Source organism: Providencia alcalifaciens, assembly GCF_020271745.1.
GTDB classification, from domain to species: Bacteria; Pseudomonadota; Gammaproteobacteria; order Enterobacterales; family Enterobacteriaceae; genus Providencia; species Providencia alcalifaciens_B.
Genome location: NZ_CP084296.1, coordinates 3,082,442 through 3,104,415, shown reverse-complemented (window position 1 = coordinate 3,104,415; position 21,974 = coordinate 3,082,442). Strand labels below are relative to the sequence as shown.

General features: G+C 41.1%; 21 protein-coding genes and 4 tRNA genes. 7 read left to right on the top strand and 18 right to left on the bottom strand.

What is annotated here, in order from left to right:
* Positions 1–21: 21 nt before the first annotated feature.
* Positions 22–1,080 carry a LacI family DNA-binding transcriptional regulator gene (locus LDO51_RS14230; RefSeq protein ID WP_225575082.1) on the bottom strand — a complete coding sequence of 353 codons (1,059 nt, stop codon included), beginning with the start codon at positions 1,078–1,080 and terminating at the stop codon, positions 22–24.
* A 238-nt stretch (positions 1,081–1,318) separates the two neighbouring features.
* Here LDO51_RS14230 and LDO51_RS14225 point away from each other — a divergent pair, with 238 nt between their 5' ends.
* The 3 genes from LDO51_RS14225 (at position 1,319) to LDO51_RS14215 (ending at position 4,506) form a co-directional block, all read left to right on the top strand.
* A complete protein-coding gene (locus LDO51_RS14225) occupies positions 1,319–2,047 on the top strand; it encodes an SDR family oxidoreductase (protein ID WP_225575081.1) in 729 nt (242 codons plus the stop codon).
* Between the two features lie 36 nt (positions 2,048–2,083).
* Positions 2,084–3,706: an FGGY-family carbohydrate kinase gene (locus LDO51_RS14220; protein ID WP_225575080.1), complete on the top strand. Its 1,623-nt coding sequence runs from the start codon at positions 2,084–2,086 to the stop codon at positions 3,704–3,706.
* A 512-nt stretch (positions 3,707–4,218) separates the two neighbouring features.
* Positions 4,219–4,506 (top strand): hypothetical protein, encoded by a 288-nt coding sequence (locus tag LDO51_RS14215; protein ID WP_225575079.1) that lies wholly within the window; start codon positions 4,219–4,221, stop codon positions 4,504–4,506.
* 321 nt (positions 4,507–4,827) lie between these two features.
* Here LDO51_RS14215 and LDO51_RS14210 read toward each other — a convergent pair whose 3' ends face one another.
* Complete coding sequence (locus LDO51_RS14210; RefSeq protein ID WP_225575078.1) at positions 4,828–5,862, bottom strand: LacI family DNA-binding transcriptional regulator; 1,035 nt, start codon at positions 5,860–5,862, stop codon at positions 4,828–4,830.
* Positions 5,863–6,098: 236 nt separating this feature from the next.
* Between LDO51_RS14210 and LDO51_RS14205 the strand changes: the two genes are divergently transcribed.
* Genes LDO51_RS14205 through LDO51_RS14195 form a run of 3 tightly spaced genes read left to right on the top strand, consistent with a single transcriptional unit; the run spans position 6,099 to position 8,121 of the window.
* The gene (locus LDO51_RS14205) at positions 6,099–6,545 is read left to right on the top strand and encodes a PTS sugar transporter subunit IIA (protein WP_036953691.1); all 447 of its coding nucleotides are present in this window, start codon (positions 6,099–6,101) and stop codon (positions 6,543–6,545) included.
* Positions 6,546–6,565: 20 nt separating this feature from the next.
* Positions 6,566–6,853, top strand: coding sequence for a PTS sugar transporter subunit IIB (locus LDO51_RS14200; protein WP_225575077.1), 288 nt, complete (start codon positions 6,566–6,568; stop codon positions 6,851–6,853).
* An 11-nt stretch (positions 6,854–6,864) separates the two neighbouring features.
* The gene (locus LDO51_RS14195) at positions 6,865–8,121 is read left to right on the top strand and encodes a PTS ascorbate transporter subunit IIC (protein ID WP_006659411.1); all 1,257 of its coding nucleotides are present in this window, start codon (positions 6,865–6,867) and stop codon (positions 8,119–8,121) included.
* 59 nt (positions 8,122–8,180) lie between these two features.
* Here LDO51_RS14195 and LDO51_RS14190 read toward each other — a convergent pair whose 3' ends face one another.
* Positions 8,181–8,987 carry a hypothetical protein gene (locus LDO51_RS14190; RefSeq protein WP_225575076.1) on the bottom strand — a complete coding sequence of 269 codons (807 nt, stop codon included), beginning with the start codon at positions 8,985–8,987 and terminating at the stop codon, positions 8,181–8,183.
* Positions 8,988–9,272: 285 nt separating this feature from the next.
* Entirely contained in the window at positions 9,273–10,043 is a 771-nt protein-coding gene (gene map, locus LDO51_RS14185) for a type I methionyl aminopeptidase (protein ID WP_225575075.1), read from the bottom strand.
* Between the two features lie 300 nt (positions 10,044–10,343).
* Between map and LDO51_RS14180 the strand changes: the two genes are divergently transcribed.
* Complete coding sequence (locus tag LDO51_RS14180; protein WP_225575074.1) at positions 10,344–10,763, top strand: DUF5339 family protein; 420 nt, start codon at positions 10,344–10,346, stop codon at positions 10,761–10,763.
* Positions 10,764–10,832: 69 nt separating this feature from the next.
* Here the strand turns inward: LDO51_RS14180 and LDO51_RS14175 are convergent, their stop codons facing one another.
* The 14 genes from LDO51_RS14175 to LDO51_RS14110 form a co-directional block, all read right to left on the bottom strand.
* On the bottom strand, positions 10,833–12,035 hold the full coding sequence (locus LDO51_RS14175; protein WP_225575073.1) for a nicotinamide mononucleotide deamidase-related protein YfaY: 1,203 nt from the start codon (positions 12,033–12,035) through the stop codon (positions 10,833–10,835).
* 132 nt (positions 12,036–12,167) lie between these two features.
* Positions 12,168–13,367 carry an enoyl-ACP reductase FabV gene (fabV, locus tag LDO51_RS14170; RefSeq protein ID WP_225575072.1) on the bottom strand — a complete coding sequence of 400 codons (1,200 nt, stop codon included), beginning with the start codon at positions 13,365–13,367 and terminating at the stop codon, positions 12,168–12,170.
* A gap of 98 nt (positions 13,368–13,465) precedes the next feature.
* Positions 13,466–13,624 carry an MbeCy gene (locus tag LDO51_RS14165; protein ID WP_154604110.1) on the bottom strand — a complete coding sequence of 53 codons (159 nt, stop codon included), beginning with the start codon at positions 13,622–13,624 and terminating at the stop codon, positions 13,466–13,468.
* A gap of 242 nt (positions 13,625–13,866) precedes the next feature.
* A tRNA-Leu gene (locus tag LDO51_RS14160) sits at positions 13,867–13,953 on the bottom strand.
* Positions 13,954–14,058: 105 nt separating this feature from the next.
* A tRNA-Leu gene (locus LDO51_RS14155) sits at positions 14,059–14,145 on the bottom strand.
* A gap of 6 nt (positions 14,146–14,151) precedes the next feature.
* Positions 14,152–14,225, bottom strand: a tRNA-Cys gene (locus tag LDO51_RS14150).
* 25 nt (positions 14,226–14,250) lie between these two features.
* A tRNA-Gly gene (locus LDO51_RS14145) sits at positions 14,251–14,326 on the bottom strand.
* Between the two features lie 164 nt (positions 14,327–14,490).
* Positions 14,491–15,039 carry a CDP-diacylglycerol--glycerol-3-phosphate 3-phosphatidyltransferase gene (pgsA, locus tag LDO51_RS14140; RefSeq protein ID WP_006657588.1) on the bottom strand — a complete coding sequence of 183 codons (549 nt, stop codon included), beginning with the start codon at positions 15,037–15,039 and terminating at the stop codon, positions 14,491–14,493.
* 56 nt (positions 15,040–15,095) lie between these two features.
* Positions 15,096–16,928: an excinuclease ABC subunit UvrC gene (gene uvrC, locus LDO51_RS14135; protein WP_225575071.1), complete on the bottom strand. Its 1,833-nt coding sequence runs from the start codon at positions 16,926–16,928 to the stop codon at positions 15,096–15,098.
* Positions 16,895–17,581 (bottom strand): LuxR C-terminal-related transcriptional regulator, encoded by a 687-nt coding sequence (locus LDO51_RS14130; protein WP_225575070.1) that lies wholly within the window; start codon positions 17,579–17,581, stop codon positions 16,895–16,897. Before LDO51_RS14130 ends, uvrC begins: the two co-directional genes overlap by 34 nt.
* A 231-nt stretch (positions 17,582–17,812) precedes the next feature.
* On the bottom strand, positions 17,813–19,045 hold the full coding sequence (gene pepT / locus LDO51_RS14125) for a peptidase T (protein ID WP_225575069.1): 1,233 nt from the start codon (positions 19,043–19,045) through the stop codon (positions 17,813–17,815).
* 16 nt (positions 19,046–19,061) lie between these two features.
* Entirely contained in the window at positions 19,062–20,615 is a 1,554-nt protein-coding gene (locus LDO51_RS14120; protein WP_225575068.1) for an AbgT family transporter, read from the bottom strand.
* 295 nt (positions 20,616–20,910) lie between these two features.
* A complete protein-coding gene (gene psiE / locus LDO51_RS14115; RefSeq protein ID WP_211886385.1) occupies positions 20,911–21,318 on the bottom strand; it encodes a phosphate-starvation-inducible protein PsiE in 408 nt (135 codons plus the stop codon).
* Positions 21,319–21,531: 213 nt separating this feature from the next.
* Positions 21,532–21,945 carry a GFA family protein gene (locus tag LDO51_RS14110; RefSeq protein WP_225575067.1) on the bottom strand — a complete coding sequence of 138 codons (414 nt, stop codon included), beginning with the start codon at positions 21,943–21,945 and terminating at the stop codon, positions 21,532–21,534.
* Positions 21,946–21,974 lie beyond the last annotated feature (29 nt).

Below are 21,974 nucleotides of genomic sequence, written 5' to 3'. Positions count from 1 at the left end.
TGCTTTAAGCCTGATTTAATTTTATCCTGTTTTTCCAACCATAATAGGCATCACCTCAATAATCTGAGGCTGGCTTTCTCCCGATTCTATTAATGTGAAAATTTGCTCTAGCATGGCGGGAACATCCTGTTTAACCATCTCAATATCATTCCCAAGCAGTGCGACAAATGGATCCCAGTCAAAACATCCCATCGGCGGCTGATGTGCTCCTGTATGCCCCTCCTTCATTAACCATCTCATCACCCCCTCCAATGAAATTGTTGAGTTAACAAACAACCCACAAAGTTCAATATATTTAGGGTCTTGCGATGCTTCTTTTTGTAGAAATGAATACTGAGAAGAATACGTCGAGAGTGCCCGTTCGGCTTTTTCTGGTGCATAACCACAAGTCAAAATATGGTGTTGAGGAACCTCTATATTCAAAGAATTGTGAGCATCGATAAACCCTCGAATTCGCTCTCGAGTGTTATGCTCCTCTTCCCGTCCTCCCACAAACACCAGCGATTCTGACGATGCGGCTCGTTGTTGCCTTTTGCGTAAAATATTGAGCGTTAACTGCTTTGCACCATGGTAGTTATCGGAAATCACCGAAGGCGCCAATGTACCGGGTAAGTCCAAATTGAGTGTCGGCACACCTGATGTATGGCAGATTTGCGTAATTTTATCAGGATCGGTTGCCCCCGTTGAAATTAACCAATCCACTTGATATGAAAGCATTGCTTTTGCGGCTTCCAACTCTAATTGAGGATCCCGACGTGTACAGGTAATGATAGGAAATAACCCGCGTTCACGCGCCATCTCCTCGAAATGCTCCACTATCGACCCAAAATAACGGTTGTCATATTTAGGAACCAACATCCCAATGATTTTGGATTTATTACTGCGTAATAGGCTCGCTTGCTTATTCACCGAATAGTTTTGCTCTTGCGCTATTCGTATAATTTTTTCAGCCAATTGGGCGCTAATACGTCTTTTTTGCCAATTTCCATTCAATACAGCGCTAACGGCACTGGCTGAAACCCCTGCCAATTCTGCAAGGTCATAGATCGTGGTTTTCTTTTTTTGTCTGATCTTGCTCACAAATTTATGCCTCCATTTTTTCCTAGCTTGACACCAAAGCGTAAAAGTCGCAATACTGCTCCATCGATTGAGCGACATCGAAATTAACCTAGAATCGAGTTGATATGGCGATTTGCCTGCATTCACACTCACTGAATACATTCCGCCAAATTTCCTCGTAACTTATTAAAATTACATTAATTTCTAATACTCAGTTTGACTTCCTTATTGATTAACTAACTTATCCGGAGTGAACATCATGGCTATCTCATTAGAAAACAAAGTTGCCGCTATCACGGGTGCGGCTTCTGGTATTGGACTTGAGTGTGCACGTACCCTACTCAAAGCTGGCGCGAAAGTTGTTTTAATTGACCGTGCTGAAGAGCGATTAAATCAGTTAGTTGCCGAATTAGGCGACAACGCTATTCCTCTGGTTATTGATTTAATGAAACCAGAACAAGTGGATGGCATGTTAGATGCCATTTTAGCCAAAGCAGGTCGCTTAGATATTTTCCACGCTAACGCAGGTGCTTATATCGGTGGCCCTGTTGCAGAAGGCGACCCAGATGTTTGGGATAAAGTATTAAACCTCAACATCAATGCTGCATTTCGTAGCGTGCGCGCCGTTCTCCCACACTTTATTGAGCAAAAATCAGGGGATGTCCTGTTTACTAGCTCAATCGCAGGTATGGTGCCCGTGATTTGGGAACCTATTTACACAGCGTCTAAATTTGCAGTTCAAGCGTTTGTCCATTCAACTCGCCGCCAAGTATCTCAACACGGTGTTCGCGTTGGTGCTGTATTACCGGGCCCTGTTGTCACTGCATTACTGGATGACTGGCCAAAAGAAAAAATGGAAGAAGCATTAGCCAATGGCAGCTTAATGCAACCTATCGAAGTCGCTGAAGCGGTTCTATTTATGCTAACTCGACCAAGAAATATCACTATCCGTGATCTTGTGATCCTGCCAAACAGCGTTGACCTCTAGTTTTTACCGATAAATATAAAGATTGTGGGAGGACACATGAACAGCCCTACGCAAAGTAAAAATGACGACGTCGTCATTGGTATTGATGTCGGCACAGGCAGCGCGCGTGCAGGTATTTTTGATCTGCATGGCAACATGCTTGCGTCAGCTAAACACGATATTACGCTCTACCGTGATGGTGCCAACTTCGCAGAGCAATCAAGTAACGAAATTTGGAATGCCGTTTGTTATTGTGTGAAACATGCAATGACAGATGCCAATATTGATGCAAAGCGCGTCGCAGGAATTGGTTTTGATGCGACCTGCTCTCTGGTTGTTTTAGACGAAAACCAGCAACCTATTTCTGTCAGCCCGAGTGAAGATCCTGAACGCAATATTATTGTTTGGATGGATCACCGCGCCACAGAACAAGCTGAGCGCATCAATAGCCTAAAACACCCAGTATTGAATTATGTTGGGGGTAAAATTTCCCCTGAAATGGAAACCCCAAAAATTCTTTGGCTGAAAGAAAATCGCCGCCAAACTTATGATAATGCGTGGCAATTTTTTGATTTGGCAGATTTCCTAACGTGGAAATCAACGGGTTCTTTAGCGCGTTCTACATGCACAGTAACCTGCAAGTGGACTTACTTAGCCCATGAAAAACGCTGGGATGCTGACTATTTTCGCCAAATTGGTCTCGCTGAATTAGCAGACGAAAATTTTGCTCGCATTGGTCAGGAAATTGTCGAGCCTGGCACACCAAACGGAAGCGGCTTAACCGCCCAAGCTGCTGAACAAATGGGACTGTTAGTTGGGACGCCTGTTGCCGCAGGGATGATTGATGCTCATGCTGGTGGAATTGGTACAGTTGGGGTGAATGGTGATGCTACTGCAAATATGGCGTATGTTTTCGGTACGTCTTCCTGCACGATGACCACCACCCAAGAACCCGTGTTTATCCCTGGCGTTTGGGGTCCTTATTATTCTGCAATGGTACCGGGGATGTGGCTCAACGAAGGGGGACAAAGTGCTGCTGGTGCGGCAATTGACCAACTACTTTCGTTACACCCGATGGCCGCACAAGCCAAAGTCATGGCGAAAGAGCAAGGCAAATCATTACCCGTTATGCTGGCGGATAAAGTATTAGAAAAATCAGGCACACCATCTCAAGCAGTTGAATTAGCTAAAGGTATTCATATTGTTCCTGAATTTTTAGGCAATAGAGCCCCCTTCGCTGATCCCCACGCGAAAGCCATCATTGCAGGCTTAACCATGGATAACAGCTTTGATAACTTACTTGCCTTCTATACCGCTGGCGTTTGCAGTATTGGCTATGGATTACGACAAATCATTGATGCTCAAGCACAATCAGGCGCTGTTATCCAAAATATCGCTATCAGTGGTGGCGCCGGCCAGCACCCGCTTATTCGCCAACTTCTAGCCGACACCTGTGGTGTTCCTGTGATTTCAACTCAAGCGGATGAACCTGTATTATTGGGCTCTGCAATCTTAGGAGCTGTCGCGGGAGGAGTTTGTGAGAATGTGGCACAAGCGATGGCACAATTCGCGAATATTGATTTAACGTATCAACCTAATGAGCAGTTTAAATTACATCATCAAACTCGATTTACTTCTTTCCAGCATTTACAACAATGCGCTAGAGAACTAAAAGGTTAATTGCTCATTTAAATTATCAAACAAAGGGATAAGTTTTATTTATCCCTTTTTATTATCTTTAATAAAAAATTAAATAATATTAAAATAAAACGCAAATAAATAATTAATAACAAACCTTAGAGTTAATTATAATAATTAAAATAAAAAAATATAAATGATCATTAGCTACATATGAAATAAACAGGCTAATGCGTAATAGAGAGTCTTGCAAACATGCCTTTTACACGTAGAAAGCAAGGGAAACCTCAGGTTTACTAGAGAGATCATCTAATAAGATATTTATATTCATATTTTTTAATATGATACAATTCCATTAACCTTTATAAGGGTTAAATTATGACTTTCACCCAACAACATTCTTTCCAAGAAATAAATTGCTAACGTAATGATATAATGGAAAATACGATTTTAGGTTTAATTTAAAAACCAAAAACTAAAATTATCCGACTAATTTTGATAAAAGATTTATAGCAACTTGTGTACTATTTTAAAAAACAAAAATAGGACCCATCATGACAAATACACAACTACTGTTGCTGGCAACCAACAACATCAAAAATAATACCGAACTCAGCCATTCTCAAGAGTCCTATGTTTATCAATTTTACTATGAAAACGTCGCCAATAAATTCTCAACAATTAAAGAATTTATGCATGAATTCATTGCATCAACTAAACCTGCCTTAGAAAGTGAAGCGGATTTTCACGCATTAAGCTCACGCATTTACGCCGCCATTGAAGAGTACTTAGGAATCGCTCAAGTCCGCTATATTCAGCGTCAAAAATTACTACAAAAGTAAGTGATTCAAACAAAAACAGACCTCAAATAGAGGCCTGTCGACTATTCGATTAACTTACTGTTCTTGCAGCTCAAGTTCTGCAATAACAGTCAAATGGTCACTGGCTTTTGACCATTTTAATCACTATATTCAAGTTAAACAAAGTCACTATCTCTACATAAAATCCGAACATGCACGATAGATATAATAAGGAAATTAGCACACAAAGATAAATAAACAGTGGTCTCTATGACATTTTTATTTCGAGATTAAAAATAACTTTTAGACTTTACGTAATTCTGTGACTCGCTACACAGTGAAGTGCAACAAATACAGTGAGTTCTAGCCACTTTGCCTTGCCTCAAATTTATAAGGAAAGACAATTTCATCCTGAATACCAGCAAAGCTTTCTTCCGTATCCCCTAACCATTTTAAGAGTTTTTTCGCGGTCTCCCGCGCCATTTTACTGTAATCAATGCGTACGGATGTTAGCGATGGATGAATATGATCGCAATTTTCCGACCCTTCAACACACACCACAGCCAACATCTTCGGAATTTTGATTAGCCTCCGCTGACATTCAAACATAACCCCTAAGGCTATCATTTCATGGCTACAAATCACGGCTTCTAATTCTGGTTGGCGTGTTAACATTTCACTAATCGCCTGCCGACCAAAGTCCATTGTGGCCACATAAGGTGTAGTAATACTTTGCTCAGCACTCAAGTTATGCTTTAGCAGCGTGTTATTCCAACCACTCAGTTGTTGGCCTTGCATTTTACTGTCCATTTGCGCACCAATATAACCAATACGCTGATGACCTTTTTGCAGCAAATAGTGTGTGAGGAAACTGACCGCTTCCCCTAAATTGTTTTTTATATTGAGTGTAAAACGATGAGCGGGATCCCCCGTCGCATTAATGACGGGTATCGGCAAATTATTCAGAGTAATCAAAGCACTTTCAGAATTCATTGCACCAAAAATCACCAATGCTGCGGGGCTACTTTGCAATAGCGTGAGTAGCACCTCAGACTCTTTTTTATGCTGATAATCGTGACTACCAATTACCACTTGATAATTATTTTTATTCAAGACTTCTTGTAACGCTTGCAGAAAAACTGAGCTTGCATTGTCTCGTAATGATGGGATCAATACTGCAATTGTTCGACTTTGACCTGACGCTAAAATGCCTGCTGCGGAATTGGGAATGTAACCGAGCTCCTCAACCGCTTCATTGATTTTTTCTCTCAATTTATCCGAGACTAACTCCGGTGTCCGCAAGGCGCGCGATACCGTCATTGAACCGACCCCTGCATATTTCGCGACGTCTTGTAATGTGACTCTACCTGTATTCTTTCTTTTTCGGGTTTTCTGCATGAAATTACTTTGTTTAGTCTAAACTTATTATTCAACGACGATAACTTATCACAGCTCCGATTTGTTAATTAACTGCCAAATGCACTAAAAATGATTTTATTAACGATATTTAGCCAAAATGATAGCGCTATCACGAAAATGAATAATTCAGCTAGATAGCGCTACCATAGATCACTACTATTCATTCCATTACTAAAACATCTAATAAAATTTCTTTTTTACCAGGAGCCAAACCAATGCTAACTACGTTATTAACCCCGAATGTGGTTCAGGTGGTTGACAGCGCCAATGACTGGCGTGATGCGATAAAAATCGCCTGTAATCCCTTAATTAATAATAAGTTCATCGAACCTCGCTATATTGATGCCATCATTCAATCCCACGAAAAAATCGGCCCTTACTATGTATTGGGACCTGGCATTGCAATGCCACATGCCCGCCCTGAAGACGGAGTTAACCAGTTATCTCTCGGTTTAACGGTCATCAAACAAGGGGTTGAGTTTGGTTCCGAAGGTAACGATCCAATTAAGTTATTGATTGTTCTTGCAGCAACAGACAGCAACAGCCATATCGGTGCGATTGCAAAACTGGCTGAACTTTTTGATAACCAAGAAGATATTGATAGCATCATGCAATCAGAAAACGTAGATGACATCCTTAACATCATCGCTAAATATGAATAATTGAGTCATAGGTAAATATTATGAAAATCACTGTTGTTTGTGGAAATGGTTTAGGTACAAGTCTGATGATGGAAATGAGCATCAAGACAATTTTAAAAGACTTGCAAGTTGCGGCAGATGTTGACCACGTTGACTTAGGTTCAGCCAAAGGCACTGTGAGTGATATTTTTGTCGGTACCACCGATATCGCTGAACAATTAGTTGCTCAACAAGTTGGCGGCGAAATTGTTGCTCTGGAAAATATGATTGATAAAGTCGCGATGAAAGAACGTCTGAGCGTGACTTTACAGAAACTCGGCGCGATGTAACCGGAGGCTTCATGGAATTCTTTCGTTTTCTGATGCAAGATGTGCTTTCTGAACCGGCGGTACTCGTCGGTCTGATCGCACTTATCGGTCTGATTGCTCAAAAGAAACCTGTCACGGAATGCATTAAAGGCACTATCAAAACCATCATGGGTTTTGTAATTTTAGGTGCTGGTGCAGGGCTAGTTGTCAGCTCTTTAGGTGATTTTTCAGCGATTTTCCAACACGCATTTGGTATCAATGGTGTCGTGCCGAACAACGAAGCAATTGTGTCTATTGCACAAAAAAGCTTCGGTCGTGAAATGGCAATGATCATGTTCTTTGCGATGTTAATCAATATCTTGATTGCTCGCCTGACCCCATGGAAATTTATCTTCCTAACAGGTCACCATACTTTATTCATGTCTATGATGATTGCGGTTATCTTAGCGACCGCAGGTATGGAAGGAACCATGCTCGTGGCTGTTGGTTCACTGATTGTGGGTTTCTGTATGGTGTTCTTCCCTGCGATTGCACACCCATACATGAAGAAAGTCACCGGTTCAGATGATGTCGCAATTGGTCACTTCTCCACTATTTCTTATGTGTTAGCGGGTTTTATCGGTAGCAAATTTGGTAATAAAGAACATTCTACTGAAGATATGAATGTACCAAAAAGCTTACTGTTCCTGCGTGATACGCCAGTGGCTATTTCGTTTACTATGTTCATTATCTTTATCATTACTTGTTTGTTTGCAGGTAGTGATTTTGTTCGTGAAGTGAGCGGTGGTAAAAACTGGTTCATGTTCTCGTTGATGCAGTCCATTACTTTCGCAGCGGGTGTTTACATCATTCTGCAAGGTGTGCGCATGGTTATCGCCGAAATCGTTCCTGCATTTAAAGGGATCTCCGACAAATTGGTGCCAAATGCAAAACCTGCATTAGACTGCCCAGTGGTCTTCCCTTACGCGCCGAATGCGGTGTTAGTTGGCTTCTTAAGCAGCTTTGCAGCGGGTGTATTAGGCATGTTTGTTCTGTATGCACTGAACATGACGGTAATTATTCCGGGTGTTGTACCACACTTCTTCGTGGGTGCAGCGGCTGGGGTATTCGGTAATGCAACAGGTGGACGCCGTGGTGCGATTCTTGGTGCCTTTGCTCAAGGTCTGTTAATTACCTTCTTACCTGTGTTCTTGCTGCCAGTCCTCGGCGACATCGGCATTGCCAATACTACCTTTAGTGATGCTGACTTCGGCGCTATCGGAATTTTATTAGGTATTATCGTTCGATAATCCTTCAACCCTCTGAGTTTATACTCAGAGGGTTTTCCTTCATTCCTGCACTGCCTAGCTTACTTTCCCAGCCAAGCACCATCCTTAAATAAGAAGTCCTGCAATAAAAGTAAATCGTCTGGCGTAACGTGGATCACCCCTTCTCCTGGGATATCAATTTCTGCAATCATAAACAGTGCCAATGTTGTCAAAGATGGCAAAATAACAATGAGCCAGTTTTTACCTTTTGTTCCTCGAATGTTATAGCCTATTAAAACATTCGAGCAGACAGCGAAAAATATCAGTAAGAACCAAGCTGCATTTGGGATTTGGTGTCGCCAGCTAGCCATAGTTTTTTGTTGGGAAACATATAAATCACCAAATGCCGATAAAACTGAAGAGACCACAGGATTCGGCGATTCTTGAGCCTGTTTCACGCCAATTTCCCAAAGTTGCCCTTGTTTAGTCAGCGATGTCATCCGCCATTGGCTGTTTTCATCACTGACCCCAGATTTAAAAAACTCGATACGCGCTTCAAGATATTGTTGAATAAGCAATGAGGCTTCCGCCCGCTCATCCCCACTAAGTAATTGTGCTCGCTGATAGGCATTACCAATCGCAATTGCTTCGTTTTCTTCTGTTTGTTGGCGGTTGTTATAGCCATTGATAGAAATCGATAATACAAAGCCAATCAACAGACCCAATAACGATAAAATCGCGCCTAAAATAATTTTTGCCTCATCATCCGCTAGCTCTTCATGAGCACTACGGCGTTTAAAAATATATTTTCCAATATAAGCAGAAATAATTAATAAAACGAAGGTAACAATAAATAAAAGAATAGAATCAATGGGCGTATCGTTAATTAATTCAGAGAAGTTAAACATGCGAGGCACCTGAAAAGTTTATTTGCCGATATATAACACAATCAAATGCGTAATATCTATGTAAATTACCTTTGGGGTGGGTATTTTAGTAATAAGCTTCAGGTCGCTTATCCAATAACGATAAACTAAGTTAAAATAACATCAATAAATGAATAATTTCAGAACTTAAGCATTAAATTTAACTTAATTGAAAATATCGCCATATTCCATTTATAGTGAATATGGCGATTTTCAGTATCAGAAGTAGACAGTATTAGAACTAAATCGAATTATAGCTAAGTCCGATTAGCGCTCTTCGTCACGCAGAGTCAGTACTTCATAACCATCTTTAGTGACCAAAACGGTGTGTTCTGACTGCGCGGAAAGCTTTTTATCTCGTGTCACAACAGTCCAACCATCCTTTTTGGTTTTTATTTTCATGCCACCTTGGTTGATCATCGGCTCAATGGTGAATGTCATACCTTCTTTTAGAACTACACCGCGCCCACGGGTTCCATAATGTAATACTTGCGGGTCTTCATGCATTTTTCGGCCAATGCCGTGCCCGCAATATTCACGAACGACGCTATAACCGTTTGATTCCGCATGATGTTGGATAGCAGATCCAATATCACCTAATGTCGCACCCGGTTTTACTTGCTTGATCCCTTCCCACATTGCATTGTAGGTGTCTTTCACTAATTTTCTGGCAAGCGGAGGCGCTTCTGGCATCACATACATTTTACTTGAATCAGCAATAAAGCCATTTTTCTCAAGGGTTATATCCACGTTGATAATGTCTTTTGGCTTTAAGATTTCATCGACCTTTGGCACACCATGGCACACGACTTCGTTAATTGATGTATTTAGAACATATTGATAACCATATTGGCCTTTACTGGCAGGGCGCGCTTGAAGTTCATTCACAATATAATTTTCGACTTTGTCGTTAATTTCCATTGTGGATATTCCTGGAACGATAAACTCATCCAACATTTTAAAAACGCGAGCAAGCAATCGGCCAGATTCTCGCATTAATTCTATCTCTTCAACATTTTTAATCGTGATATTGTCCATTGAGTTTCCTTTAAACCGCCGTTCAGGTATTCGATTTTTCATTAAATAACGCGCTAAAAATCTTACTTAACATAAATTGGCTATACATATAAATTGGTATGATCATAGCGTATCAACTCATACCATTAAAGTACTCCATTATTGAAAGGCACAAAACGGCATAAAATAAATAAGTGATGATTTGTTAAGCTTCAAGGATTGTCTTAGTTACAGCTAGAATCATTGCTGCTAGATTATTAAGCAGAAAATTTAAATTTCTTATGTTATTTATCGGTTATTGAGGCTAATTTGAGGGAGCAAATGAAAAAATATTTACTGAGTATTAGCTTAGTGGCAAATATTGTCTTACTCGCTGCGTTGATCATCGTCGCTGTGATGCTATTTAATTTAAAAGCGAAGGTGGATAACGCAATTCAACAAGTAAAAGACGGTGAATATATTGAGTTGGCCAAAGATAATATTTTACCTGACTCTTTAAAAGATCTATCTAAGATTGATGTCACAGATAAACCTTGCGACTATTTTTATCAGAATGTGGATGTGTTTATCGAATATTTGAAAGATAACCCAGACATTGCAGGCGCAGATATTTATGCCAATCAAATTACTGCCTTAAAACGTAAAATTGAAAAAGCCCCTTCCGTTTTTCAAGATAAAGCCTGTGAAAAAGGGATTTCTGGGCTTAATTTTATGATTGAAACTATCTCACCAACTGAATAACAGATACTAACCACCCCCATTTTCATTGAGGGTGGTTTTGCAAATAATCCTAGCGGCACGCTAATTACTTTAGCTAACTTCCATCACTTGAATTTGCTCTAACCATTCATAATCTCCAATGATTGGCCGCCCCTCTAACCAACGGGATAACATATCCAACATCAACATCACGCTAACCTGCTGTTTTTCGAGTTCCGAGTGATTGCGAGGTAAATAATTTACGCACTGAGCATAACTGCCAGTTGGGGTGGATAATGCTAAAGATAAGGTTCCATCATAATATTCGCCAATGACTAAACCAATCTCACACTGATTTAGCGATCGACTATTTTTTGCAGTTTGGACTAACGCGGCCAAATCTGAATGCGTTGCCAATTTCTCAATATTCCCTTGGCTGATAGGCGCTTTCGCTGCATTCAATGTCCAATAGAGTAAACCCGCGCTGAACCGTTCGTGTGTCACAACCGAAAACTGTCGTTGTTCAAGTGATTCCCGCACTAACGCGCCAATACCGTCGGTTCCTTCGAATACTTTATTATCACCGACACCCGCTTTCACGACTTGCCAAACTTTCGCCATCGCATCACGTTGACTCGCAGGTCCTGTCAATTTTAACTCAATGATTGGCATTGAAGAGCGATAACCCAGCACGCACTCTTTTGGTAACTCAAGTGGGTCAAACTGCCTTGCAAGACTACTTTCACTGCGACCAAAACTGGTTAGACGTAAACAAACTGGTGGTTCTGGTAACGTAAGATTTTGACGTAAACGAGGAATGATCTGTTCCTTGACCATGACTTTAAACTCAGAAGGGACGCCTGGCGTAAAAAAGAACCAACAATCATTAAGATGCAGAGCAAAACCACAAGCGGTTCCGACAGGATTATCGATAAGCTCTGCATTAGCGGGTAACATAGCCTGTTTGCGATTGGTAGCCGGCATTTCACGCCCTCGTGCAGTGAAATAACTTTCCATTACCGCAATCCATTCAGGATGCTCAATCAGTGGCACCCCCGTAGCCGTTGCAGCCGCTAAGGCACTGAGATCATCACTCGTGGGACCTAATCCACCATTAACAATAACCACATCTGCATGATGACTACGCTCGATAAATGTTTCCACTAAGCTATCAAGAGAGTCACCGACCGTTGTACGACCATGCAGTGGTAATCCTTGCTGAAACAAGCAATCCGCCAGCCAAGCCGCATTGGTATCAATAATTTGCCCATGCAGTACTTCATCACCAGTACTTAACATTTCTACAATCAACATCCCAGTTACTCCCTTTTTGAGATCCATTATAAAACGTCAATTTACTCATTATTATCCTAGAGCATAAAAAATAAAACCCCGAGAACCGGTTTACCAGTGCTCGGGGTTTTCAGCGAAATAGATAGTTATCTATTAAACTAATTCTTTCACTTCAAAATTAGCTTCGCCGCTTAAGTCTGCTTCGTAATCAACGCCATCTAAGCCAAAGCCGAATAAACGTAAGAATTCAGCTTTGTAGCCTTGATAATCAGTCAGTGCATTGATGTTGTCGTCGTTAAGCTGTTTCCAGATTTGACGACAGGTTTCTTGCACATCATCACGCAGTTCCCAGTCATCCAGACGTAGACGGTTTTTCTCGTCAGTTTCTGGTGTTTCACCGCTGAATAATTTCGTTGCGAACAGACGTTGAATTTGCTCGATACAGCCTTCATGGATGCCTTGCTCTTTCATGATTTTGAACACGATTGAGATATAAAGAGGCATAACAGGAATTGCTGAAGATGCTTGAGTGACCACAGATTTCAGTACAGCAACGTGTGCCGAACCGCCTTTCTGCGCCATTTTTTCGTTGATGGCATGGGCTGCGCGATCTAAATCTTCTTTCGCTTTACCTAATGTACCGTGCCAGTAGATTGGCCACGTTAAATCAGTACCGATATAGGAGTAAGCAACGGATTGTGCATTGTCAGCCAGAACGCCAGCGTCCGCTAATGCATTCATCCACAATTCCCAATCTTGACCGCCCATCACTTTCACGGTGTCTTCGATTTCTTGCTCGTTGGCAGGTTCCACAACGGCTTCGATCAGCACATCTTTGTTGGTATCCAGCGCAACAGATTTATACGGTTCGCCAATTGGTTTCAATGCTGAACGTACAACCTCACCCGTTTCAGGCATTTTACGCACTGGAGAAGCCAGTGAATAAACCACTAAATCGATTTGACCTAAATCTTGTTTAATCAAGTCGATTACGGTTTGACGGCACTCATTGGAGAATGCATCACCGTTGATGCTTTTCGCATACAGACCCGCTTCTTTGGCTGCTTTGTCAAAACCAGCGGCGTTGTACCAGCCTGCGGAACCTGTTTTGCTCTCACTGCCCGGTTTTTCAAAGAAAACACCGATGGTCGCTGCACCGCTGCCAAAAGCTGCATTGATGCGTGAAGCTAGACCATAACCAGTGGATGCACCAATTACCAGAACCTTTTTCGGTCCATTTTTCAGTTCACCACGAGATTTCACATAGGCAATTTGCTCACGAACATGGGCTTCGCAGCCTGCTGGATGAGCTGTAGTGCAGATAAAACCACGAATTTTAGGTTTGATAATCATAGTAATTTTTCTTGGTAGCTTACAATCGAACACTAATATACCTGATATTCACCATATACTTAAGATGTATAGGTAAGAAACATAGTGAACAGACCAGTTTATTTAGGATTTTGACTCTTTTCGTGCTGTTCTACTTGAGAAAAAGCAAGCGCTTTCAACCAATCCGCAAGTAATGGCGTGGTTTTTATCGCATCTAACATCGCACGCTCATGCTTCGTTAAGCGGACAACCACAATTTCAGTTTTCATATTAGACATCACCCTCTCCTTTTTCTAAAACGCTGATATTGGCACAGTTCAAGGTGGGAGAGGTCTGACTTACTTATTTTTACTTAGTCCTTCAGAATCTTGAGAAAAATGGGAGAAAAATGACAAAAAAGGTGGATACATAAACCCCATTGAAAATAGATAATTATTGTTATATTCAAACGCAAAAAAGCCACCCATTGGGTGGCTTTTTCTTTTTCTAACTTACTGATTAAACTCAGTGAAGTTTTGTATGGTGCCCAGGGCGGGACTTGAACCCGCACAGCCTTACAGCCGAGGGATTTTAAATCCCTTGTGTCTACCGATTTCACCACCTGGGCCAAATTTTTAATACTGCTTTACTGCTCGTCTAGTTACTAACTTTTATTAATTAACTAGTTTAAATCTTTAAAGTAAAATGGACTTATTTGTCCACTCACTGAATATGGTGCCCAGGGCGGGACTTGAACCCGCACAGCCTTACAGCCGAGGGATTTTAAATCCCTTGTGTCTACCGATTTCACCACCTGGGCTAGAATTGGAGGCGCGTCCCGGAGTCGAACCGAGCTACACGGATTTGCAATCCGGTGCATAACCGCTTTGCTAACGCGCCTTACACCCTAGTCTTTTTCAAGATTTGGAGCGGGAAACGAGACTCGAACTCGCGACCCCGACCTTGGCAAGGTCGTGCTCTACCAACTGAGCTATTCCCGCTTAAGCTTCACTTTTCAGTTTCTGCTCTCAAACTGGCTGATTTACTTATTTATTTTCGTAAACCACGTTGCCGTTCGATGCGTTGCATTCTACTGATTTCACCTATCGAGTCAATACAATTATTGAAATAATTGGATCGTTCGCTGTTTTTTCAATCATTTCGATCACGCTTCGCTCAAATCGCCCCACGCAGCCTTTAAATATTGAAACATTGACCAGAAAGTCAGAATTGCAGCCACATATAAAAGTGCAATAGACAGATGTTCGATCAGCGGATTTGGACGCCATAATAAGCCCACCAGCGACATCATTTGCGCGGTAGTTTTGAATTTACCAATCCAAGATACCGCCACACTGCTACGTTTACCTATTTCTGCCATCCACTCTCTGAGTGACGAGATAATGATTTCACGGGCAATCATGGTTGCTGCGGGTAAAGTTACATACCAAACATCATAACTTTCAGTCACTAAGACTAAAGCTGTCGCAACCATAACCTTGTCTGCAACAGGATCGAGGAAAGCACCGAACTTGGTCGTTTGCTTCCATAGACGCGCTAAAAATCCGTCGAACCAATCCGTCACGGCGGCGATCACAAAAATCAGCGCACAAGCAAAAGGTCCCCAACTGACGGGAAGATAAAACGCTAATACAAAAAACGGTATCAGGATGACACGAAATAAGGTCAACCACGTCGGTATATTTAATTTCATCGCGCTCACTAACTCTTTGTCCAAGACGGATACCTTAGTATGTTGCCCTAAGATACCTACTGTTTCAATGCATTATAAATCTTTTCTGCCAGTGCGTATGAGATCGAGGGCACTTTTGCGATCTCTTCTATGCTCGCATTACGCAAAGGTTGCAATCCCCCCATGTATTTCAATAACATTTGGCGACGTTTTGGCCCTACCCCTTCGATAGATTCAAGTGCACTGGTATTTTTCACTTTCGCGCGGCGCTGGCGATGCCCTGTAATCGCATGGTTATGCGACTCATCACGAATATGCTGGATCACATGCAATGCTGGCGAATCCGGGGGAAGTGCAAAGCCTTCACCTTCAGGTTTTAAAAATAGCGTTTCCAACCCTGCTTTACGATCGCTACCTTTAGCAACCCCAATTAATAAAGGATGGTTTTTATCCCAATCCACTTCAAGGGAATTAAATACATCCCGCGCTTGGCCTAGTTGCCCTTTGCCACCATCAATAAAGATAATATCGGGAACTTTGCTCTCATCCAGATGTTTACCATAACGGCGAGTCAGCACTTGGTGCATCGCCGCATAGTCATCCCCTGGCGTGATCCCCGTAATATTGTATCGACGATATTCTGACTTCACGGGACCCGTTTTATCAAATACCACGCAGGAAGCCACAGTTTGCTCCCCCATCGTGTGGGAAATATCGAAACACTCCATGCGAGAAATATTCTCTATATTCACCACTTTTGACAGCGCCGCCATGCGTTGTTGAATCGTCGACTGCTGCGCCAGTTTGGTGGAGAGTGCGATAGAGGCATTGGTTCGAGCCAGTTTTAAATAACGCGCTCGAGTACCTCGAGGCTGGCTTTGGATATTAATTTTACGACCCGCTATCCCAGACAACGATTCCGCCAATAACTCTTTTTCCGTTAATGGAAAATCAATTAATATTTCCCCTGGCAATGTACGGTTTTCACTGCCTTGTAAATAAAACTGCCCTAAGAAGGTTTGAACCACTTCTTCTAATAGAGTCCCCGCCGGAATTTTTGGATAGTAGCTTCGACTTCCCAAAACCTTTCCTTGGCGAATAAATAGAACATGAACACAAGCCAAACCCGAATCGAATGCAACCCCGATAACGTCGAGGTCATCATCACCGCCGGAGACATATTGCTCTTCTGTTACCGCACGCACGGCTTGAATTTGGTCACGAAAACGCGCCGCATCTTCAAAACGTAGCTCTTGGCTAGCTTTTTCCATGCGCTCGACCAACCCAGTTAAGACTTGCTTATCCTTACCCGTTAAGAAAAGACGGACATAGTTGACTTGCTGGTCATACTCTTCATCCGTCACTAAACCTTTCACGCACGGCCCTAAACAGCGACCAATTTGATATTGTAAACAAGGTCTTGAACGATTTTTATAAACGCTATCTTCACACTGGCGAATGGGAAACAGCTTTTGCATCACCGCTAAGGTTTCACGCACCGCATAAGAACTTGGGAATGGACCGAAATACTCCCCTTTTCCGTGTTTCGCGCCACGGTGACTTGAAATTCTGGGGTGTTTTTCGCTACTCAGAAAAATATAGGGATAAGATTTATCATCTCGTAGCAAGACGTTATAACGAGGCTGATACAACTTTATATAATTATGTTCCAGCAGTAGCGCCTCAGTTTCAGTATGGGTTACCGTCACATCGATAGAGGCGATATGCTTGACGAGTTGCTCTGTTTTACGGCTACCAACATTCTCACGGAAATAGCTCGATAGCCTTTTTTTCAGATCTTTCGCTTTCCCAACATAAATCACAGTTCCCCCAGCGTCATACATACGATAAACGCCGGGTTGGTTTGTGACTGTTTTTAAGAAAACTTTTGGATCAAACTGTTGTTCCACCCTGATGAACCCTGTTTTGCGGTAATTAAACCATAACCGATTGCTATATGTGTTAATTCTACATCACTACAGATATTAAGTTTACCAAACATTCGATATCGATAAGTATTTACCGTTTTAGGGCTTAAAGATAATGCATCCGCAATATGCTTAACCGGAAGCCCTCTTGTGATCATGAGCATAATTTCGAGCTCTCTTGCAGAAAGCAGTTCATATATATCTAGCTGTTCACGTTGGTTTAATCTTTGTAAAGCCAACTGTTGAGCAATATCAGGAGAGATAATTCGTTGACGCGCATTCACGATTTGCAGAGCTTCAATAAGCTCTTCTTCTGCAATACTGGCGCTCAGTATGCCGAAAATACCAATATCCAACGCCTTCACAACAAACATATCATTATGACGAACATTGAAGATAATTAGCCCAACATCGGGTTGAGTACGGCGGATTGTCGTGAAGGTTTTCAATGAATCAAAATGGCAATGTTCCCGATTAATCAAAATAATATTTGCTTTATTTTGTCGGTTCCATGTGATCACGGGATCTAAAGAAGGAAACGTTGCGACAACTTTATAGCGAGTATTTCGAGTCAGTATTGCTTCAATACCTCGAATCGAAATATTACTATCATCAATAATTATTATATTAATCAAATACCTCTCCTATTACTTGCTGCCATAATGGGAGGATAATAAATGAAAAAATCAATAAGTCATATCTTCTTTTTAAATCAAGATTTAAAACTATTATCCTAATGATAATTAATTAAGTAATATTTAAAACTTGAATAAGTTAATTTCAAAAAAAATAGCCGCTAAATAATTAGCAGCTATCTGTTTTAATGCACTTACTTTTAACGCACTAAGGCTAAATCAGTGTATAAACTACTTTTGCCCAACAAGGCGGCAAATAGTTTCAGACACTAAATAACTCTTCTCGAATGAAGTTATTGGTAAAAATTCAAAGCGAGAATGGAAGTTATGCGCACCCGTAAAATAGTTTGGTGTCACAATTCCGCGAGCAGACAGCGCTGACCCGTCAGTGCCCCCACGCATTGGAATGATATTTGGCTCGATATTATGAATTTTTAACGCTTCGAGAATAATATCTACCGCAGTACGATCTTCGCCGATTGAATCACTGATATTGCTATACACATCATCAATTTTGAATTCCACTTTTGCGCGTGGATGACGAGTGCGAATCAGTTCAATACTTTCAGCAATGAAACGCTTACGGGCTTCAAAACTTGGGCGGTCAAAATCACGGATCGCCATCTTGATTTTTGCTTCATTCGGGTTTGCAGCTAAATCTGTAATATAAAAGTAGCCTTCACGGTGTTCAGTGTGTTCCGGCGTATCAAAACGGTCGAAACAACCAATAAAATCATGGGCCACACGAATTGGGTTTAACAATACGTTTTTCGCTGACATTGGGTGAGCTGTGATCCCCTTAATTTCCACTTCAATAGAAGCCGCATTAAAGGTTTCAAAAACCACTTCACCGAGCGCGCAGCAATCAATGGTGTAAGCAAAATCCACTTTGAAGCGAGAAAGATCCATGATTTTGGAGCCACGAAGACCAATTTCCTCATCTGGCACAAATGCTACATAGATATCGCCACAGTCAAAATCTGTATTTTGCAGTTTATCCATCAACTCCATGACAACTGTAATGGCCGCTTTATCATCGGCACCCAGAACACTGGTTCCGTCACTGAAAATAATTTCATCGCCCACATAAGCTGCCGCTTCTGGGTGTTCAGCGGTTTTAAACCACACATCTTCCTGTGCATTCAGGCATAAATCAGCACCTTCATACTTCAAAGTTTGCGGCTTAATCACCGGAGATAAACCTACATCCACAGTATCTAAATGAGCCACAAAACCAATTTTAGGTGCATTAGGCTTATTACCTGGGCGCATCCCATATAAAATGGCATGTTCATCAACATACACATCTTTCAAACCATAACTTTCTAATTCTTTCGCCAGAAGATTTGCCAACTCACGCTGACCTTCGGTGCTTGGTACAACAGAGCTTGCCGCATCACTTTGGCTTTCAATTGCCACATAGCGATAAAAACGCGCTTCTAACTTTTTACCTAATTCTTTCATTTTACATACCTTTTACTTATTGCGCAGGCTGCCATGTATAACCGCTGTCAAAACCGATTGGAATATCGAATGCCCAGAACAGATATAGTGTTGCTGTTAAGGTAATTAATAAACCTATGGTGAATGGGATCATCATGGAACATAAGGTTCCGATACCTGCATTTTTATAATATTTCTGGCAATACATTAAAATCAGCGGATAGAACGGGAACATTGGCGTACTCACGTTCATCGCAGAATCACTCACTCGGAATGCCGCTTGGGTTAATTCTGGCGAAATTCCGACAGCCATTAACATTGGCACTAAAACAGGCGCCATAATAGCCCATTTCGAGGTCGCTGACGTGATCATGATATTTAACACGGCAGTTAATAAAATCACCCCAAATACCGTCATTCCCGATGGCATATCTAAAGTTCGCAGTAATTCCGCACCCGATAACGCTAATAATGTACCTAAGTTAGAGTGTTGGAAAGAATACAGAAATTGCGCCGCAAAGAAAGCAAACACAATAAATGGGATCAGTGACTTGGTAATATTTTCCATCGCCTTAACCACATCTTTGGTCGAGGTGAAAGATTTGGTCATATACCCGTACACAATGCCCGGAAGTGCAAAGAAGATGAACAATAGTGGCACAACAATCTGCATGATTGGTGCTTTCGGGCTAGTTAAGCTGCCGTCTGGGCCACGTAGCGGTGAACTTTCAGGCCATAACAGCGCAAATAATCCCACGCCTAATGCAATTACCATTAATCCAGCCACACGAAATGCGCGATGCTCTTGTAGGGTGATTTTACCTAAATCTTGCTCTGCATCGGTATCAACGTCAGATTTATTGATTGGTGCGTTTTTATTTAACCACGGCTCAACGATTTTTTCGGTGATAAACCAGCAAGTGAAAATAACGCCGAAGGTTCCGCCCAAGCTAAAGAAATAGTTACACAGCACGTTCACACTGTAGCCCGGCGCTAACATTTGCGCGGCATCTTGTGTGAAGCTCTGCATAATCGGGTCAATAATCGATGGTGTATAACTTGCCGTGAATCCCCCCGCCAAGCCGGCGAATGCCGCTGCAATACCCGCTAAAGGATGGCGGCCACTGGCATAGAACATCATTGCCGCGACTGGCATCAAAATAACGTAGGCTGAATCAGAAGCAACGTGAGATACGATCCCGACGAAAACAACTGTTGGAGTCAACATTTTAGGTGAAATGAAAGAAAGCATTTTTTTCAGTGCAGTATTAATAAAGCCGCTACTTTCTGCAATCCCAATACCTAAGGTGGCAACAATTGTTATGCCGAGAGGAGGGAAATTAATAAAATTTTTAACCGCTGATGTCACAAATAATATGATTTCTTCATACTGAAACATATTAATAACGGAAATTTTTTCTTTAGAAATAGGATGGTGATAACTGAAATCTACAAATGAGAGTAGATAGGATAAAAACCAACATATTACTAGGGCGTAAACAAATAACATTGTCACATCAGGCATAACGTTACCGATGCGCTCAACACGATTTAAAAAACCCTTTTTCTGAGGTAGTGTTTTAGTTGTCATAGTTGCAAGTTACTTATGTTATTAAAATAGAAACTTTATCACAGTAAATAACCCATTTAGAAAAGTAAAACACTTTCTTACTTTATTTTAACAGAATAAAAAACAGACAATCACTCTAGTTAACAATGCTTATATTATTAGTTTTATTCTAAAACCAACTCTCTAAAATTTTATTTTAGCTTATATTTACTCTCGCTTTATATTGTTTAAGTCATTTTTTTATTTATTTAAGCTCACACTAAAAGAAATGATTATTATTCCCTTTAGTGTGATTGATAAATTAATCTAACGATTATTATTCTCGTTTTAGTTTTTCAGTATTAGCAATATAAAGCGCAATAACTAAAACTAAGATAGCGCCAGCGTGTAACAACGTTGTCATCGGATCACTATGGTCAACAATGATCAGGCGGATAATTGCCGTGATACCAATGTAGATAAAATAACGTAATGGGAAATGATAACCTGACATAAAATACTTTATAATCAAAGCGATAAACTCAAAGTACAGAAAGTAAATGACGATTCCTTCTAAAAGCTCATACGCTTTAGCTTCTTGGTTTCCTCCAAACATTAACGATGCCATGGTAAATGTTTCTTTTGCTAAAAAGAAAACTAACACCGCAGCAAGCACAATTAAACCTGCGTTAAGAACCCATTGTAATACCCAAGCTATATTACTAGCGTGACGCATTCCTTTCATATTATTCATTAATCATCCCTCAGGTTACTCTTCCTACGTTTAAAATAGATAAATTATCTTTTTTATTTACCTTAGACTAAGCATAACCTTTCAGCGTTATGTAAAAAAACAGAATGGCTTAATTATAATTGAAATTTTTGACGTTGACATTATAAATGAATGTTTAGATTACCTTAAGATAAATAGCAGGTAATAATACCTGATATCGGATTGCTATTTTGAATTATTCACATAGATATTTAATATATCTTGCTCAGTTAGCATTGGTGTTTTCTCAGCAAAATTATAATAATTCGGCTTACAATCAATATAAATCTGCGTTCCCATTTTAGCATTCTTGCTTTCATCAAATAGCTGAGCTGAAATGTAATACGTTGATGGTGTATGCAAGTGATAAAATAGATGGGTGCCACACTGCTTACAGAAAGCCCTTTCAGCCCATTCCGATGAAGCGAAACGAGTAATAAACTCGCTGCCTTCAATTTTAGGTTCACCCTCATAGCCGATGGTCATTCCGGGACCACCATTCCATTTTAGGCACATCCCACAATGGCAAACATGAACGGTATCGATAGGCTGATTGATAGTCAATTTAACTGCCCCACATAAGCATTGTCCTTTCGGCATGATCCTGTCCTCTCTTGATGCGGTTAGAT

Coding starts and splice junctions, on each gene's coding strand:
- LDO51_RS14225 (WP_225575081.1), top strand. CDS start 1,319: ATGGCTATCTCATTAGAAAACAAAGTTGCCGCTATCACGGGTGCGGCT.
- LDO51_RS14220 (WP_225575080.1), top strand. CDS start 2,084: ATGAACAGCCCTACGCAAAGTAAAAATGACGACGTCGTCATTGGTATT.
- LDO51_RS14215 (WP_225575079.1), top strand. CDS start 4,219: ATGACAAATACACAACTACTGTTGCTGGCAACCAACAACATCAAAAAT.
- LDO51_RS14210 (WP_225575078.1), bottom strand. CDS start 5,862: ATGCAGAAAACCCGAAAAAGAAAGAATACAGGTAGAGTCACATTACAA.
- LDO51_RS14205 (WP_036953691.1), top strand. CDS start 6,099: ATGCTAACTACGTTATTAACCCCGAATGTGGTTCAGGTGGTTGACAGC.
- LDO51_RS14200 (WP_225575077.1), top strand. CDS start 6,566: ATGAAAATCACTGTTGTTTGTGGAAATGGTTTAGGTACAAGTCTGATG.
- LDO51_RS14195 (WP_006659411.1), top strand. CDS start 6,865: ATGGAATTCTTTCGTTTTCTGATGCAAGATGTGCTTTCTGAACCGGCG.
- LDO51_RS14190 (WP_225575076.1), bottom strand. CDS start 8,987: ATGTTTAACTTCTCTGAATTAATTAACGATACGCCCATTGATTCTATT.
- map (WP_225575075.1), bottom strand. CDS start 10,043: ATGGACAATATCACGATTAAAAATGTTGAAGAGATAGAATTAATGCGA.
- LDO51_RS14180 (WP_225575074.1), top strand. CDS start 10,344: ATGAAAAAATATTTACTGAGTATTAGCTTAGTGGCAAATATTGTCTTA.
- LDO51_RS14175 (WP_225575073.1), bottom strand. CDS start 12,035: ATGTTGATTGTAGAAATGTTAAGTACTGGTGATGAAGTACTGCATGGG.
- fabV (WP_225575072.1), bottom strand. CDS start 13,367: ATGATTATCAAACCTAAAATTCGTGGTTTTATCTGCACTACAGCTCAT.
- LDO51_RS14165 (WP_154604110.1), bottom strand. CDS start 13,624: ATGTCTAATATGAAAACTGAAATTGTGGTTGTCCGCTTAACGAAGCAT.
- pgsA (WP_006657588.1), bottom strand. CDS start 15,039: ATGAAATTAAATATACCGACGTGGTTGACCTTATTTCGTGTCATCCTG.
- pepT (WP_225575069.1), bottom strand. CDS start 19,045: ATGAAAGAATTAGGTAAAAAGTTAGAAGCGCGTTTTTATCGCTATGTG.
- LDO51_RS14120 (WP_225575068.1), bottom strand. CDS start 20,615: ATGACAACTAAAACACTACCTCAGAAAAAGGGTTTTTTAAATCGTGTT.
- psiE (WP_211886385.1), bottom strand. CDS start 21,318: ATGAAAGGAATGCGTCACGCTAGTAATATAGCTTGGGTATTACAATGG.
- LDO51_RS14110 (WP_225575067.1), bottom strand. CDS start 21,945: ATGCCGAAAGGACAATGCTTATGTGGGGCAGTTAAATTGACTATCAAT.